This is a genomic window from Oleidesulfovibrio vietnamensis, from assembly GCF_055388115.1.
Genome location: NZ_AP042419.1, coordinates 539,004 through 554,886, shown reverse-complemented (window position 1 = coordinate 554,886; position 15,883 = coordinate 539,004). Strand labels below are relative to the sequence as shown.

Below are 15,883 nucleotides of genomic sequence, written 5' to 3'. Positions count from 1 at the left end.
CGCACTGGCCGCCACTGTCACATCGGCTTTACACAGCATGCCACTCCGTCCGCAGTTCCATGAAAATGCGGCCGCGACTGATGCCGCGGCCGCTGAATGTCAACAGGCCGGACAGAGTGCCTCCGTCAGCCGTTGCAGCTGTTGTCATGGACACAGGCCCGCAGTATGTCCGCCCGCAGCCTGCCTTCTATGTACACAGCCAGTGAAGAGACAGCCCTGTCGCATACGGAAAACACCGGCACTCCGCCGGCCAGCACCTGCGCCCGCATGGGGTCGAACAACCTGCCGCCGTCCACCACGCCCACCACGGGCTTATCACTGCAGGCAGCCACCTGTATGATGCGGCGTGTCACGGCACCTTCTTCATGAATGGAAAAATCCGGCACATCGGGACTGTCCAGCGTGTGCACCGAGGGTGACAGCGGGTCAAGTCCGATGACAACGGCGTCCACAGCGGGGTCTGCCGCCAGCAGGCGGGCCACTTCGGCGTGCACTTCGTCATCGGCGGCGGGATTGATGTCCAGCGGGTTGGTTACCGTAACCAGCGCATCGAGTTTTTTGCCACGCAGCAGTTCGCTTATGGCTGCCACTGTTGAAGCGGAAAACGACGCCAGTTCCATGCGGTAATCATCGGACTGGATGGAGTCCGCCATGCCCACGGCCTCAAAGCCCGCTCCGCTCACAGCCGCCAGCCGGGTGCCGCGCACTTTTTTGCCGTACAGCTTCTCCGCCAGCAGAAAAAGCTCCTGAAACTCGGTAAAGGTGCGGGCAACAATGGCTCCGGCCTGACGTACGCAGCTTTCGCAGACCATATAATCGCCGGCCAGCGAAGCAGTGTGTCCGCTGGTGGCGCTGCGGCCTTCCGGCGTGCGCCCGGCCTTGTAAAAAACAACTTCCTTTCCGGCTATGACAGCTTCGCGCACAGCGCGGCAGAATGCCAGCCCGTCAAGATCATTGAATCCTTCGGCGTATACAGCGATGACATCCACCGCATCGCTGTCCTTGAAATATGTGACCATGTCTCCCAGCGTCAGGTCTGTCTGGTTGCCCATGGATATCATATAGGCGGGTTTCAGTTCGGGGCACTGGCTGCTGCGGTGCAGCATGAACGCGCCGCTCTGGCTGACAAGCGCGGCCCTGTGGCAGGTGCCGCTTCTGTCCTTGGGCAGTTTCTGCTCCGGAATGAACCATGTATCATACCGGCCCGGACGGGAAACCACCCCCATGCAGTTGGCGCCCAGAAACACCGGCCCGCCGTCGCCCCTGCCGTGTTCATCGTTGATGCGCGCTATGACGCGCGCCGCACGTTCACGGCTGTTTTCTGTTTCACCCATGCCGCCGGGTATGAGCATAACACTGTGGGCAGCCCCCAGTCTGATGATCTCATCCACCATATCGGGCACCTGCTGTGCCCCCACAGCCACTACAAACAGATCAAGCGCATTCTGCGGCGCCACCTTGCCGCCTGCCGCATCAAGCCCCAGCGCGGCCAGTTCCGGCAGCACGCGTACGCCTTCCTGTGTATCGCCCGGAGCAGCACCGGGACGGAACACCGTGACGTTTTCAGCCCCGAAACCTTCGTTGAGCACGTTTTCCAGAATAATACGCCCGAAATTGCGGCGGGAAGCTGAAACACCGGCAATACCGATCGACCGCGGGTGCAGCAGTCTGTCTATTTTTGCCACGGGCCGGACGTTGGCCGGCTGTGCCGGTTCACTGAAACGGCACAGGCCGTCCAGCGGCACCATCAGGTAATCACTGAATGCAAAGGGATTTATTTCCAGCTCATCAATGACAAAAGGCGCTTGCGGGTTGGCGTCGGAAAAATAACGTGCCATGCGGATGAACGACCCGAAGCATTCCACCAGCTGTTCATCGGTGACAATGCGCTGCTGTCCCCGTGTCAGACCGGCCAGCTTGCGATACGAAATGGTTTTGCGGAACAGCTCGAAAAAAGCATCCTCGTCCGTCAGCTGGGTGGACGCGGCCACAACGGCCTGCCCTTTGCGGAAGCGCTCGGCATACAGCTCGGTATCCGTACCGCCCAGACCGGCGCTTATCACAGTTCCGAACTCGCGCGTGCGCCGCAGGCCCACAATAAGTTCATTGCCGAACGCACCGGAATCCGGCGGCATGAACTGTACCTGCAGTACCCCCTTCAGGTCTCTGCTGATGGCAGCCTGTAATGTTTCTCCGCGCAGGCCTCTGTACGGCAGCGGGGCATGGTCGGGGTCGCGTTCTATGCAGGCGGCAAAATTCTCCGGCACTTCATACAGCATGCGCCGCATGGCGGAGCGGATGCGGTCCGGCGTTTTTTCCACAATGCGCACTCCGCCCACTTCGGTCTTATGCACAATGGCGGGCGAGACAATCTTGAGCACGGCCCTGTCTCCGGGAATGGCCATCAGTTCCTCGTCCGAGGGTCTGGCCCCGCGGGGAATCAGATTCGCCCGCGGCGGGGTTTCCGCTCCGGAACTGGCAAGCAGGGTGTAGACCTCGTACTCATACAGAAAATCACGGCCTTCTTCCCGCGCGGTGCGGAACAGATCCGTTATGCGCGAATAATCAATGGGAATGGTCATGCTCATGCGGAGGCTCTTTCAAATTTTTTACAGTGTGTTGCGGGGTAAAAAAAGGCCCGAAGCGTCACACTCCGGGCCTTGGTATCACATGGGCCTACACCAGTGTGCGCCCCTGCAGAAAGGCGGCGTGGTTCAGCGTCCATACCGCGGGACGGGGGCTGACTTTTTTAAGCGCCTGCAGCCATACCTCAACGGGGAAGGCGTCAAACGGCGACAGCCTGCTGAGCGCACCCAGCATGACCACGTTGGCGCAGCGGCCGCGTTCGTCTCCCAGTGCAAGGGCCATCTTCAGCACGTCTATACGCACCACGTTGCAGCCCGAAAGCAGCTCGTCAATGGCCTGTCTGGTGGGGTATTTTTCCGGGTCGAAGCCCTGCGGCACAATGACGGTTTCCGCCAGCAGAACAGTGCCTTCGGGGCGCAGCATATCAAGAAAACCGGGGCGCAGCACTTCGCTTTGCTCCATGACGATAAGCGCATCAGCCGTACCCGGCACAAACTGGGTGCTGTGCACGTCGCCGCAGGCAAATGTGGAAATGACGGGACCGCCCATCTGGGCCATACCGTGGGTTTCGCCCTTCAGGATATTCTTTTCGCCGTAACCGGCGATGAACGCCATCTGCGCCAGCGCCTTGCCGAAGAACAGGTTGCCCTGCCCGCCCACACCGCGGATGCCGAGGCTGAGACGAGCGGGACGCTGGGCATCGGTAAGCACAGGCACATCGATATGTTCAGGAGCTTCGGGCAGTACGGGCTTTTCGGCACAGGCGCCGGTGCTGCATTCCGTATCCACCGCTATGGCACCCTTGGGGCACATCTGCAGACAGGCCGGAGTCTTGGAAACGCAGCCGGTGCACAGGTTGTTCCAGAAAGGCACACCGTTTTCATCAGGCTGAATGCCCGAGCAGATATTGCACGCGCCGCACTGCACGCATTTTTCGGTATCCACGATAAGCTTCTGGCCGTAATCGGCTGCGGGTACCTTGCGGATACAGGTGCCGCGGATGACAAGCGTGGTAAAGGTGCCGTCTTCCGCGGCTTTCAACGCTGCCCTGAGCCCTTTGCGCACGCTTTTCATGTCGTATGCGTCGATGAGCGCCACTTCCGCCCCCTGCGCCTTGAGCGATGCCACAAGATCAAACCGTGTGGGGTCGCCCGCAAGGTTGACGGGAGAAGTAGGACCGGGCTGACCGCCGGTCATGGCTGTCCATTCGTTGTCCAGCACCACCTTTACACCGGCCACGTTGCGGAACACGGCATTTCTGGTGGCATCCATGCCGCTGTGGCATTCTGTGCCGTCGCCCAGCAGGCTGATGCATTTGCTCACCGATTCGGGCTTGGAAAGAACATAGCCGGTACGCTTGCTTTCGCTGGCGCCCATGGCAAGGCCTGTATCAAGCGCACCCAGAAAATACAGCAGCGTATTACAGCCTATGTCACCGAAAACGGCTTCAATCTCGCCTTTGCGCTTCATACGGGCAACCACTTCGCCGAACAGGCGGTACGGGCATCCGGCGCATATCATGGGCGGACGCGGCACAGGCGCAGCCTGCGGACGGGGAGCCGCCGTGGCCTGCTGGCCCAGAAATGCCGCAATGCTGGCAGGCGTCCATTCCGTCACGTTGCTGTATTCTTCCTTGCCGGTCACCTTCAGACCTGCGGCACCGCATGCTTCCTGAATAAAGCGGTAGCCGTCCTCGATGACAAAAACTTCGCCTTCGATGGATTCGCAGAAATTGCGGATTTTTTCCATGGGCAGCGGGTTGGTGAATCCCAGCGAGAGGATATCGATGTCCTTGTCGAACAGCGCCCGGTACTCATCCATGTACATGGAGTTGATGCCGTGGGTGATGACACCGCGCTTGCCCGAACCTTTGATATGCACATTGAGGGGGCTCTGCTCCACCATTTCCAGCAGACCGGGCATGCGTTCGGCCATCACTTTGTCGTAGTTGGCGCGGGCAAACACGGGCAGAGAGTTCTGCAGCCGCAGCGGAGACACCGGAGCAGGCTCGCGGGAAGTGACGGGCATCATGCGCACGAGGCCTTCGCTGTGGCACAGCACGCCGCTGGGCTGGATAACCACGGGCGTATTGAACCGGCGGGCTATTTCCACCGCCACCAGCGCCGACTCGTGCAGTTCCTGATGGGTTCGCGGCTCGAAAACGGGAACAAAGCAGCTTTTGTACAGGTAGCGGGGGTCGATGACGTGCTGCGTGGAACTGGGTGTATAGTCGGCGGCCACATAAAATATCAGCCCGCCGCGGTCAGCGGTATAGGTGGCCACGCTGGTGAATATGTCACCCGCCTGATACAGGCCGGGTATTTTCATGGTCACGACGCAGTCGCGTCCGGCCAGAGAATGTCCGTGCCCCACACCGGCGGCCACGGCCTCGCTGACGGACCATCCCACGGTGATCATGTCCTGCACCTGCGAAAGGCCTTTATCTATCACTTCGGAACTGGGTGTGCCGGGATAACCGTCCGCGGCATGGATGCCGGCGCGCACGCAGCCCACGGCAAAAGCGATGTTCCCCTGAAGCACGGCAGAGTTGCCGGCCTCGTCCCTACACAGTTTCTCAATGGGATTCACGGTTTATCCTCCGGAAAAATAAGTTCGCTCTCCTGACTCCTGTCGGGGAACCTGCCGCCACAATGCTGCAGATAGGGCGGCTGAGAACCGCCCCTGTCTTCCTTTTGCGCCTGCTGCTCCAGCCATGCGGCAAAGCTGCGCACATGAGGCGGTTCCAGCACCAGACACCGGCTCAGCGGAACGCCGTCAAGCTCCAGCACGGGAACACTGTCGGCGTATCCCTGCCGGGCTATGGCCAGATAACAGGCAACTTCGGTGACATTGGCCGAAACAACGCCGCCGCGCAAGTCCCGAAACACATGCCGGCCCAGCTCGCGACGCAGCATATCCGCCGTGGCCCGGCACCGGCGCGGGTCTGGGTCATACAGCGTCAGCCGGAAAGGACGCGAAAATCCGGAGCCGCCGCGCATCATGCCCCTGCCCGGCGACCGCAGTAAAAAACCGGCATCAGCCCGCCGTACGGCGGATATACCTTTCCGCCTCCAGCGCGGCCACGGTGCCGTCAGACAGGGCCGTGGTTATCTGCCGGTAACGCTTGGGCCGCACGTCACCCGCCGCGAACACGCCGGGCACCGATGTGGCCATCAGGCCGTCAGTGACTATGTAGCCTTGTGCGTCCAGTTCCAGCTGCCCGCGGAAAAGCTGCGTGCTTGGCTCCTGCCCCATGAACACAAAGATTCCGTCGCACGGCAGCTGCTGTTCCGAACCGTCTGCACGGGTCAGCGTGACGGACTCAAGAGCATCCGTCCCGTGCAGCTGCGTCACCCGCGTGGAGGTATACATGACTGCACCCTCACGGGCGGCCAGCGCACGCTGCGCCGCGGCCGCGGCAAAAAACCTGTCCTGCGCCTCGATCAGAGTCACCCGTGCCACACCCGTGTCCAGCAGGGCCAGAGCCTCGTCAAATCCGCTGTTGCCGCCGCCCACCACCAGCACGTGCCGGCCCTTGTACGCGCTGCCGTCGCATATGGCACAGTAATGCACCTGACAGCAGTCGCCGGCACAGTCCAGCAGCACCGGCCTGCGCCCCGTGGCGGCAATGACGGCACGGGCCTCATACCGCACATCGTCGGCCACGACAGTTTTGTCTCCGGCCGCGAGTGATATTTCTTCAATGCAGGCGGCCTCTTCCACATCCACCCCCAGCGCGGCCACCTGTTCCGCCATGCGGTCGGCCAGTTCCATGCCGGGTATGCTGATGTAGGACGGCATATTTTCGACAACACGCGTCCAGTTTACCAGCCCGCCGCAGGCATTCTCCTCCAGCAGCGTCACACGCAGCCCCGCGCGGGCGGCGTAAACGGCGGCGGTCATGCCGGCCACCCCGCCGCCCAGTATAAGCACATCAACCTGTCTGGTTTCCATGGTGCTCAGCCGTACTCCCCGCGCCGCGGCGCTATACTGAATGATACAGTGTTGTCAGTTCCTTAGGATTCATAAGACCGGTGCGGGTATACACGGCCCGCCCCCCGCGCACGATGACCAGCGACGGCACACGCTCCACGCCGTAGGCTTCCATCACCGCGGGGTCTGCTTCGCTGTCCACGGCCAGCAGTTCCACATCGGGATTTTTGGCGCCGAATTTGGCCAGCACTTTTTCCATATTCTTGCAATGCGGGCACAGTTCCTTGTGAAACAGCACAATACCCTGCGCGGTCTGTTCTATGCGGGCATCAAGATCGCCCGGCGTCACTGTCTGCAAACTCATATACAGCTCCTTGCCGTCATGTTCCGCACGGCAGGTGCCGGGCAATGCAGCCCGCCCCTGCGTGAGAAAAAAACCGCCGCAGCGGTCTGTTATTTATGCACCATTTCCAGAAACCGCGTCACATCGGCAATGCGCACACTGTCTCTGGTAAAATTTTCCAGCACACCCTCTTTTTCAAGATCGCGGATGGCTTTGTACAGCGTGGTGCGATGCACGCCCAGCAGGTTGGCGATATCACGCATTTTCATGGAAAGTTTCAGTTCGGCGCCATGGGCACCGGATATGCTCTCGCCGCTGGTGACATACAAAAACGTACACAGCCGCTCCGCCACATTCTGCAGTCCCAGCGAGGCGGACTGGTTGCTGAGCGTGCTCACCTTTGCCGCAAACGTGTGCAGCAGCGAACTGACGATTTCCGGATGGTTGGGCAGCAGGTCGGCATAAACGCTGTGCCGCGAAAAGCGCCAGATAACCGCAGGCCGCGAACACACAAACGTGCTCAGGATGGGCTGACCGGTAAAAAACGGCGTTTCGCCGAACAGAGTACCTTCCTCGATGTACATCAGGATCTTTTCCGATCCTTCCATACTGGTACGGATCATGCGCACTTCGCCGGATTCGAGATAAAACAGGCTGTCCACCATTTCTCCGGCGCGGATAATCACTTCGCCCCTGCTGTACCTGCGCGGCGACGCCAGATGCAGCACACCTTTCCATGCGGTGTCCGTGGCGCGTATTCTCCAGAAATCTTCCATGATGTTCTCCGGCGCGCCCTGCGCGCCATGCCCGCCGCGGCAGGCGGCTGCCTGCCGCGGCGGGTTTCTGTCAGGTTGTTCTCAGCTCGCCGATGAACAGCTTGAGCTGCTGCAGCAGCTCTTTCGCTTTTTCCGGCTGTTCGGCGATGATGTTGTTAAGCTGGAACGGATCGTTTTTCCGGTCGTACAGCTCGTCCTGCTGCGGCAATGCCACCTCGGCACCGGGCACACAGGTCCACATCTCTTCCTTGACCTCCAGCTGGGCGGACTGCCTGCCGGCGTTACCGCCCTTGCCGGAACCGTCGTAGAATATCTTGTTCATGGAGTCTGTGTCGATCTCGCGCGTTATCCAATGTATATAGCTGTAATCATGTGTTATAATAGACCATGACATGCCATAGTACCCGGCAATGGCAAAATCGCGCACGGTCTGCGTTTCTCCGCGCATGACCGGAAGCAGGCTGATGCCGTGCATATCTTCCGCATCGTAGGTGCTTATGCTTTCGTGCCCCGCATCATGCAGGGCTTCTGTATTATAGTATCCGAGCGCGTCCATGATGGTGGCCGATATGTCCACGTTCTGCACAAAACTGCTGATACGCTTACCGCCTTTCAGACCGGGGACATGCACCATCAGGGGCACATGCACCAGCTCTTCATAGGGCCACGGACGGCACTTGCGCATGATACCGTGGCCGTGTTCGCCTTCGCCCATGGGCTGTCCGTGGTCCGATGTGACCACAACCATGGTGTTGTCCCACAGCCCCTGTTCTTTCAGAGAATCAAACAGACGGCCCATCCACTTGTCCACCAGAGTCACCTTTTCGGCGTACAGGGCGCGGATATGCCTGCATTCTTCTTCAGTCAGCACACCGGCCACTTCGGACCACGGCGCCAGCAGCAGCGGATTGCCCGTGTAGTCGGGATCGTACGGGCAGGGGCGGCCTTCCCACACCGAAGGCGGATCCCACGGTTCGTGCGGGTCAAAGGAATCAACCCACAAAAAGAACGGACGTTCGGGATCGCGCTTGGTCCGCAGCCAGTCATCACTTTCGCGGGCAACCACAGCCACATAGTTGTCCGCGTCCGACTGCCACTTCTGCCGCTGACGCAGATAGCATTCCGTCTCGCGCAGCAGCGATTTGCCGGAGCTGTCCAGTTCGCCGTCCGCATCACGCGTAAGCCAGTTGGGCGAAACATAGTCTTCCGGCTTGAACTTTTCAGAAAGCGGTACCTTGCTGAAGGTCTCGTGATCCAGTTCGTGCCCGTTGCAGAACCGCACATAGTCAAACCCGCGCGAATAGCCGTATTTGGGCAGCCGCATGGGCGGCGTATCGTATACCAGAGCCGTCTGCACCTCGCGGCACCACAGAATATCGGTCAGCGTGGTATCCTCGGGGTCCAGCGGCTTCCAGCCGCCGTAAGGCAGCGTGTAGCGTCCGGTCATCAGCGCACGGCGCACAGGGATGGTCGGCAGCCCTTCGCTGTAGGCGTTTTCAAAAAGAAAGCCTTCCCCGGCAAAACGGTCCAGATTAGGCGTCTTCACCTCTTTATTGCCGTAGCAGCCCAGATAGTTGAACTGCAGAGTATCCAGCATGATGAAGATGACGTTCTTTATGGATTCTGAAGCCATACTATACACCGGTCTCCCGTTTTTTCATGTTTTGTCAGGCGTTTTCCACCTGTGCGGGTGCACGGCGCACGGGCGAACCGTCGCGCCTGCGCATGCCGATGCCGGTCATGGCGCACAGAATGGAGAACACGGGAACGCCCCAGTTAAGCAAAGCGTACGGGGCAAATTCATAGGCGCTGACACCCAGCACCCCCATTATATAAAATGCGTGCACGCTCCACGGCACCAGCGGGCAGCCAAGCGTACCGGCGTCTTCGCAGGTGCGCGAAAGCACGGAGCGGTGCAGGTCGTTTTCATCGTAGGCATGCAGAAAGGCACGGCCGGGAATAATGGCAGCCAGCATCTGGCTGCCGGTGCCCAGCAGTATGATATATGCGGACCCCAGCGTGGACGCCACAAGCCGCACAGGCGACCTGGAACCGCGCAGCATGGCATCAAGAAGCACTTCCAGCACGCGGGCGCGCTCCAGAATGCCGCCGAAAGCCATACCCGAAGTCAGCAGCAGAATGGTGGGCATGACAGACATAAGCCCCCCGCGCGAAAGCAGCTTGTTAAGCTGTGCCGATTCCGTGGCGGCCTTGTAGCCGGTGGTCAGCTGCTTTGCCAGCACATCCAGCGTGGCGCCGCCTGCCAGCGCTATGAGCAGCGCGCTCAGCAGACATACGCCCATGACCGGCAGCACGGGGTATCTTCTGTAAGCCAGTATCACCATGAGCACCGGAGGAATGAATACCACCGGCGACAGGTTGAAGCCGTTTTCAAGGCCCGCCAGAATGCCGGAAAGGCTTTCCAGACTGCCGGAGGCCGCCGTCTGCGTGGCCCCCAGCAGCATAAAGCCGGCCATGGCCACCAGCGCGGCGGGCACGGTGGTCCACATCATGGAACTGATATGCGTGAAAAGCGGAGTTTCGCAGATGGTGGCGGTAATGTTGGTGGAGTCGGAAACCGGAGACATTTTGTCACCGAAATAGGCTCCGGAAACGATGGCCCCCACGGTCATGGCGGGCGAAAAACCCATCACCCCGCCCACGCCCAGCAGGGCGACACCGATGGTGCCCATGGTGCCGAACGATGTTCCTGTGGCCACAGAAGCAACGGCGCACAGCACAAAAGCCGATGCAAAAAAATACTGCGGAGCGATAAGTTTAAGCCCCCAGTAGATGATGGCCGGAATGGTGCCCGATGCCAGCCACGCGCTGATGGTCATGCCCACCATGACCAGAATGGCCACGGCAAGCTGCACCCTGCCCAGAGACTCCAGCATGCCTTCCTGCAGCTCTTTCCATGTGTAGCCCACAGGCAGGCACATCAGTCCGGCCAGCGCCACGGCGGCCAGCAGCGGCAGCACGGGCGGGCGCACTCCCACAAAAACGATTCCGTACAGGATGACGCCCACAGGCAGCGTGAAGCACAGCACGGCCCAGAGCAATCCCGGTCTGGGACCGGCACCGGCGTCCTGCGTGTTTCTGTTGTTAGACCCGCTCATATCCACTCCTCGCGTAGTAAAAGTTGCGCAACATCAACCGGTTCTCCGCACGCGTCCGTGCGGCCGGTCCGCCGCTTTCAGGCAGCTTCCGCGCGCCGGAACAGTCCGGCACCACAGCGCATATCAGTCATTTTATATTCCGCACAAGGGCAATGTGCGCGAGGTGTCCGCCACCATACTACCGCCTGTGTCCGCCGCCTGACAGCATAACAGACTCTAGCGGCACCCGCAGTCCCGCACCGTAGCATTTGCTACAGTCTGCCCTTTTTGTGAAAAAATGCTCACCCGCGCCTCGTGCCATGTGCGCGCCGGACAGAAGCCGACTTAAAAAAATACTGTCTGGTTCCCCGCATTTTCTGTAGTATCCTCAACCATGTGGTATTCCATACGTACAGTTGTTTTCATCATGCTTCTGCTGGCCGTTACGGCGCTGCCGTTTTATGCCGCGCAAAAAACGGAACGGCCGCTGGTGCTTGTATGCGACGTATGGCCACCCTATCAGACCCAGCACGACGGGCGTGTCAACGGGTTTGCCACACGCGTTGTGCACCACGTGCTTAACGGCATGGGGGTGCCGGTAAAAAGCACCAAGGCGTTTCCATGGCAGCGCGCCATGGGCATTTTTCAGGCAGGCGGGGCCGATGTGCTGTTTTCGGCAAACCATACGGCCGACCGGGAGATGTTTGCGCGCTACCCGGAAGAATCTCTGGTGGATTCACCATGGATACTCTGGAGCAGGAAGAAAAACCTGCGCTCGCTTGACGACCTGCGGGGGCTTAAAATCGGTGTTGTAAGCGGTTACAGCTATACTCTGGAATTCTGGGACTACATCGAGACCCACTGCGTGGTGGAAAAGGTGCATTCCGACGCCATCAACTTTAAAAAACTGGCCATGGGCCGGCTGGACGCCATTGCCGCGGAATACGGCAACGGGCGGCATGTGCTGAACTCCCTCCACCTAAAGGGAATCAGACCGCATACCGATATTGTAGTAAAGACTGACGGTCTGTACGCCATCTTCAACAAAAACACCGTGACAGAAAAATTTGTACAGGAGTTTTCCTTCCGGCTGAAGGAGTACAAAGCGTCAGAAGGGTACCGGGATCTGTACCGGGCATACTTCATGCCCGGGCAGGAGTGACCACCCTGCAGATCCGGAGCCGCAGGCAGACAGATGATAACCTGTTGTTCCGCCGCCGGAGCCGACATATCCGCGCAGCCTGCGGAGTTATCATTGCCGCCGGGCTCACCTGACAGCACGCTTATTTTTTCTGTGCACATGCACATTCCGGAGGATTCAGCATGAAGGGAACCATATCGCTCAAGACCAAAATGATCGCGTTCTGCCTTGCCATCGGGCTTCTGCCGTTCATCGGCATGGGGTATTACGCCTTCACATCAGCTTCAGACAAACTCGAAGAACAGTATTTCGGTCAGCTTACCTCGCTCAGGGCAATCAAGCAGCATGCCGCGCAGGAAATCATCCGCTCATGGAACAACGAAATACTGCAGCTGGCACGCAGCACGGCGGCTGCGGATTTTCTTTCACGCTTCATCATGTATGCCGAAACACCGGATGCAAACACGGCATCAGGCCTTGATATCACCTCCGCTGCATATACCCGCCTGCACAAACGCGCGGTGCCGCACTTTGAAAACTATGTGCTCGAAAAAGGCTATTACGACCTTTTTCTGGTGGATGGAAAAGGACGCATTCTTTTTACACAGGCCAGAGAATCAGACCTGGGACAAAGTCTGACACAGGGACCGCTTGCCGGCAGCAGCATAGCGCAGGCATGGCAGACCGCGCAGCAGAGCGATATAGGCTTTGCCGATTTCCGGCCCTATGCCCCCTCAAACGGAGAGCCCGCCGCCTTCATCGCCAGAAAGCTGGAAAACAGAAGCGGCATTGAGGGCACCGTCATCCTGCAGATACCCCTCGACCGCATCAACGCGCTCATGCAGCTGCGCGACGGCATGGGTCAGACGGGTGAAACCTATCTTGTAGGTCAGGACAAGCTGATGCGCTCGGATTCATTCCTTGAACCGGAATTTCATTCCGTTGCCGGATCATTCCGCAATCCGCAGAAAGGCAAGGTGGATACCGAAGCATCACGCAGCGCGCTTGAGGGCAGGTCCGGCACACGCATCATCACCGACTACAACGGCAATCCGGTGTTGTCGTCATTCGCACCGCTGGAAGTGCTGTCCGGCGTAAAATGGGGCATCATCGCCGAAATAGACGAGGCTGAAGCCTTTGCCGGCGTAACGGCACTGCGCAACGCCCTTTTCGTCGCCGGTGCGGGCATACTGCTGCTGGTCACCGCCACCACACTGTTCATCCTCAGGCGCGAGCTCATCTCTCCGCTTTCCATCATCGAACATTACGCCAGCGACGTGGCCGGCGGCAATCTGGATGCGCAGGTAAGCGGCTCATTCTCGCCCGAAATAGCCTCCATGCAGCATTCCATTGCCACCATGGTAGGATCGCTGAAAGAAAAAATGGCCGAGGCCAACGCCAAAAGCAAAGAAACCTCGCTACAGGCCGACAATGCGCAGCAGGCTCTGGAGCAGGCCAGAGAGCAGCAGGCCCGCGTGGCCAAGCTTGTGGAACATATGCAGGAACTTTCCGGCCGGGCAAACAATATTGCCGAACGCATGTCATCAGCCGCCGACGAACTGACCGCACAGGTCGATCAGGTAAGCAACGGTGCCTCCATACAGCGCGACAGAATGCAGGAAACAGCCACCGCCATGGAACAGATAAACGCCACGGTGAACGAGGTGGCCCAGAACTCGACACTGGCCGCCACCAGCTCTTCCGAAGCACGGGACCGCGCACAGGACGGGGCGGGCATCGTGCAGCAGGCCATCGAGGCCATAGATCAGGTTAACACCACTGCTCTGTCGCTCAAGGACAGCATGCGGTCGCTGGGCGAACAGGCCGATTCCATCGGACAGGTGATGACCGTTATCAGCGATATAGCCGACCAGACAAACCTGCTGGCGCTCAACGCGGCCATTGAAGCCGCACGCGCCGGTGATGCGGGACGCGGCTTTGCCGTTGTGGCCGATGAAGTGCGCAAACTGGCAGAAAAAACCATGAGCGCCACCAAGGAAGTGGGCGACCGCATCAGCAGCATTCAGCAGGCCGCAGGCAAAAACATTGAAAGCATGGACAAGGCCGTTGCCGCCATCCAGCAGGCCACAGGCAAAGCGAACGACTCCGGCGCGGCGCTGGACTCCATTGTCACCGTGGCGGACGGCACTGCACTGCAGGTTTCCAGCATCGCCACCGCAGCCGAAGAACAGGCCGCGGCCATGGAACAGATAAACCGCTCGGTGGAAGAGGTGACCATGATAGTCAGCGAAACCACCGAAGGCATGATGCAGGCGGCGGAAGCAGTGCAGGAACTGGCCACGCAGGCCAACGAACTGCGTTCGCTCATCCAGTCGCTGGAAGAAGCCGGAAAAACAGCATGATCTGCGCGCGAACATCAGCGTAAAGCGCCTGCACCCGCGTGATGAACCGCACACCGGTGCAATCCGGCAGACCCCGCACAAAAAAACAGACAGGCCGCCCCGTACGGGGCGGCCTGAACGCTTTTTCCGCCCGTGTGCATGCAAAGCGCCGCTTCCGGCAAAGCCGGAATCTCCCGCAGGCATTCTTTTCAGGCACAAGGCAGAGCCAGTGTATCGCAATACGATTGACCCGTTGCCGCAGCACGCACTGCCGCCACCCCGCAGGCGCACGCTTAAACGCAAAAGAGACCGGCGCCCCCGCAGGCGGACAGCGGGTTCCGCGCGGGCAGGATGCCGTGCGGCATTCCCCTGCCTCCCGCGCCGGAGTCCGGTTCACAAACCGTCACAGCGTCAGGAAGCGGAGCCCTCTTTCTGCTGTCTGCCTTCATGTTCCGCGCCGCCGGAAACCTGATCAAGAATTCCCAGCAGCCTTCTGGCACGTTTATCCATGCGGTCCCCTCCCGAAGCCAGTTTTTCAAGCTCGACCCGCGCCTGCTGCCAGTCCCCGTCATTCCACGCCATCACGGCCAGCATCCAGCGGGCCTTGCGCGCCAGACGCCCCCCGCCTGCTGCCAGATCGCCAAAAACAACCGCAGCCTCGGCCTTTTTTTCCATACGCAGCAGTATCTGCCCTTTTCTGAAACGGCGGTCATCAGTGGGGGCCTGTTCCAAGGCCTTCTGCGCATGTTCCAGCGCAGCGGGCAGATCGCCTCCGCGGGCCAGCGAATGTGCCAGATTGTCCAGCATTTCCGGAGTCGGCGGAGCTTCACCCACCGCGCGGGCCCCCAGAGAGGGAGCCCCCAGCGAACAATACAGCGAAGCAAGCTGGGCTGATTCGCGGCTGCTGGGCGGTGCAAGTTTGTGCGCTATCTCATAGGTTGCCGCAGCCTTGTCGCGCAGTCCCTGCCGGTAATAAACAAGGCCCAGCATGCGCCACACCTTGGCATCTTCAGGGTACACCCGCACTGCGGCGCGCAGTCCCTGCGCCGCTTCCTGCAATTTGTCCTGCCGCATAAGGCACTGGGCAAGCAGAATATGCCAGTCGGCTTTCGCTTCCGCCCTGCCCGTAAGAAGGCGCAGTACGGCGGCGGCCCTGCCGTACTGTTCGCCGCGGGCCAGAAACACCGCGGCCGAATATGCCAGATACGTTTTGGCCTCTCCCGAAAGCGCATACGCCTTCAAAAAGGCGTCGGCAGCCTCAAGCGGCTTTCCGGCCCGGTACAACGCCGTGCCCAGCATCTGGGCCAGCGACCCGCTGTCGGCATACTCTCCGGCGCCTTCACGCAGCACGGAAACCGCCAGGTCTTCGCGTTTCATCTCCAGCAGCACGGCCCCGTACAGCTCGTACGCGTACTGATGCCTGTCCGAATAACGGCGGAAGTACACGGCCATCTTTTCTGCGGCCATATCGTGACGGCCTTTGTCCACAAGCCGTTTGGCTTCCGTGAATATCTCGTATTCCATGGCCGTCACGGAGCGGACGCCCGCCAACGCGCTGTCGCACAGCACCGGCAGCATTGTGCATACAGCCACGCACAGCACCGCCAGCCGCATCTGCCGCGCCGGGGTGTGCCACAATCGTTCAAGCATGGCATATCCGGTCA

General features: G+C 60.0%; 11 protein-coding genes. 2 read left to right on the top strand and 9 right to left on the bottom strand.

Features of this window, described 5'->3' with window-relative positions:
- Window positions 1–125 precede the first annotated feature (125 nt).
- From ACZ5D1_RS02335 to ACZ5D1_RS02300, 8 genes are all read right to left on the bottom strand, one after another.
- Window positions 126–2,582, bottom strand: a complete 2,457-nt coding sequence (locus ACZ5D1_RS02335) for an acetate--CoA ligase family protein (protein WP_041277011.1) — start codon at window positions 2,580–2,582, stop codon at window positions 126–128.
- A gap of 94 nt (window positions 2,583–2,676) precedes the next feature.
- Entirely contained in the window at window positions 2,677–5,175 is a 2,499-nt protein-coding gene (locus tag ACZ5D1_RS02330) for a 2-oxoacid:acceptor oxidoreductase family protein (RefSeq protein WP_011366595.1), read from the bottom strand.
- Window positions 5,172–5,588 carry a hypothetical protein gene (locus tag ACZ5D1_RS02325; RefSeq protein ID WP_027181717.1) on the bottom strand — a complete coding sequence of 139 codons (417 nt, stop codon included), beginning with the start codon at window positions 5,586–5,588 and terminating at the stop codon, window positions 5,172–5,174. Before ACZ5D1_RS02325 ends, ACZ5D1_RS02330 begins: the two co-directional genes overlap by 4 nt.
- Window positions 5,589–5,622: 34 nt before the next feature.
- Window positions 5,623–6,582, bottom strand: coding sequence for an NAD(P)/FAD-dependent oxidoreductase (locus tag ACZ5D1_RS02320; RefSeq protein ID WP_267878616.1), 960 nt, complete (start codon window positions 6,580–6,582; stop codon window positions 5,623–5,625).
- Window positions 6,572–6,883 carry a thioredoxin family protein gene (locus ACZ5D1_RS02315; protein WP_027181715.1) on the bottom strand — a complete coding sequence of 104 codons (312 nt, stop codon included), beginning with the start codon at window positions 6,881–6,883 and terminating at the stop codon, window positions 6,572–6,574. The genes ACZ5D1_RS02320 and ACZ5D1_RS02315 overlap by 11 nt, the downstream gene beginning before the upstream one ends.
- An 89-nt stretch (window positions 6,884–6,972) precedes the next feature.
- A complete protein-coding gene (locus ACZ5D1_RS02310; RefSeq protein ID WP_011366591.1) occupies window positions 6,973–7,638 on the bottom strand; it encodes a Crp/Fnr family transcriptional regulator in 666 nt (221 codons plus the stop codon).
- Between the two features lie 70 nt (window positions 7,639–7,708).
- Window positions 7,709–9,271, bottom strand: a complete 1,563-nt coding sequence (locus tag ACZ5D1_RS02305) for a sulfatase (protein ID WP_027181713.1) — start codon at window positions 9,269–9,271, stop codon at window positions 7,709–7,711.
- Between the two features lie 34 nt (window positions 9,272–9,305).
- Window positions 9,306–10,757 (bottom strand): Na+/H+ antiporter NhaC family protein, encoded by a 1,452-nt coding sequence (locus ACZ5D1_RS02300; protein WP_464555775.1) that lies wholly within the window; start codon window positions 10,755–10,757, stop codon window positions 9,306–9,308.
- Between the two features lie 373 nt (window positions 10,758–11,130).
- Between ACZ5D1_RS02300 and ACZ5D1_RS02295 the strand changes: the two genes are divergently transcribed.
- Window positions 11,131–11,898, top strand: a complete 768-nt coding sequence (locus ACZ5D1_RS02295) for a substrate-binding periplasmic protein (protein WP_027181711.1) — start codon at window positions 11,131–11,133, stop codon at window positions 11,896–11,898.
- 161 nt (window positions 11,899–12,059) lie between these two features.
- Window positions 12,060–14,240 (top strand): methyl-accepting chemotaxis protein, encoded by a 2,181-nt coding sequence (locus ACZ5D1_RS02290; protein ID WP_464555773.1) that lies wholly within the window; start codon window positions 12,060–12,062, stop codon window positions 14,238–14,240.
- A 390-nt stretch (window positions 14,241–14,630) separates the two neighbouring features.
- Here ACZ5D1_RS02290 and ACZ5D1_RS02285 read toward each other — a convergent pair whose 3' ends face one another.
- Window positions 14,631–15,869: a tetratricopeptide repeat protein gene (locus tag ACZ5D1_RS02285; RefSeq protein ID WP_464555771.1), complete on the bottom strand. Its 1,239-nt coding sequence runs from the start codon at window positions 15,867–15,869 to the stop codon at window positions 14,631–14,633.
- Window positions 15,870–15,883 lie beyond the last annotated feature (14 nt).

Bases quoted from the DNA above. Each gene is read 5' to 3' on its own strand.
- ACZ5D1_RS02335 (WP_041277011.1), bottom strand. From the start codon at position 2,582: ATGACCATTCCCATTGATTATTCGCGCATAACGGATCTGTTCCGCACC.
- ACZ5D1_RS02325 (WP_027181717.1), bottom strand. From the start codon at position 5,588: ATGATGCGCGGCGGCTCCGGATTTTCGCGTCCTTTCCGGCTGACGCTG.
- ACZ5D1_RS02315 (WP_027181715.1), bottom strand. From the start codon at position 6,883: ATGAGTTTGCAGACAGTGACGCCGGGCGATCTTGATGCCCGCATAGAA.
- ACZ5D1_RS02310 (WP_011366591.1), bottom strand. From the start codon at position 7,638: ATGGAAGATTTCTGGAGAATACGCGCCACGGACACCGCATGGAAAGGT.
- ACZ5D1_RS02305 (WP_027181713.1), bottom strand. From the start codon at position 9,271: ATGGCTTCAGAATCCATAAAGAACGTCATCTTCATCATGCTGGATACT.
- ACZ5D1_RS02300 (WP_464555775.1), bottom strand. From the start codon at position 10,757: ATGAGCGGGTCTAACAACAGAAACACGCAGGACGCCGGTGCCGGTCCC.
- ACZ5D1_RS02295 (WP_027181711.1), top strand. From the start codon at position 11,131: ATGTGGTATTCCATACGTACAGTTGTTTTCATCATGCTTCTGCTGGCC.
- ACZ5D1_RS02290 (WP_464555773.1), top strand. From the start codon at position 12,060: ATGAAGGGAACCATATCGCTCAAGACCAAAATGATCGCGTTCTGCCTT.
- ACZ5D1_RS02285 (WP_464555771.1), bottom strand. From the start codon at position 15,869: ATGCTTGAACGATTGTGGCACACCCCGGCGCGGCAGATGCGGCTGGCG.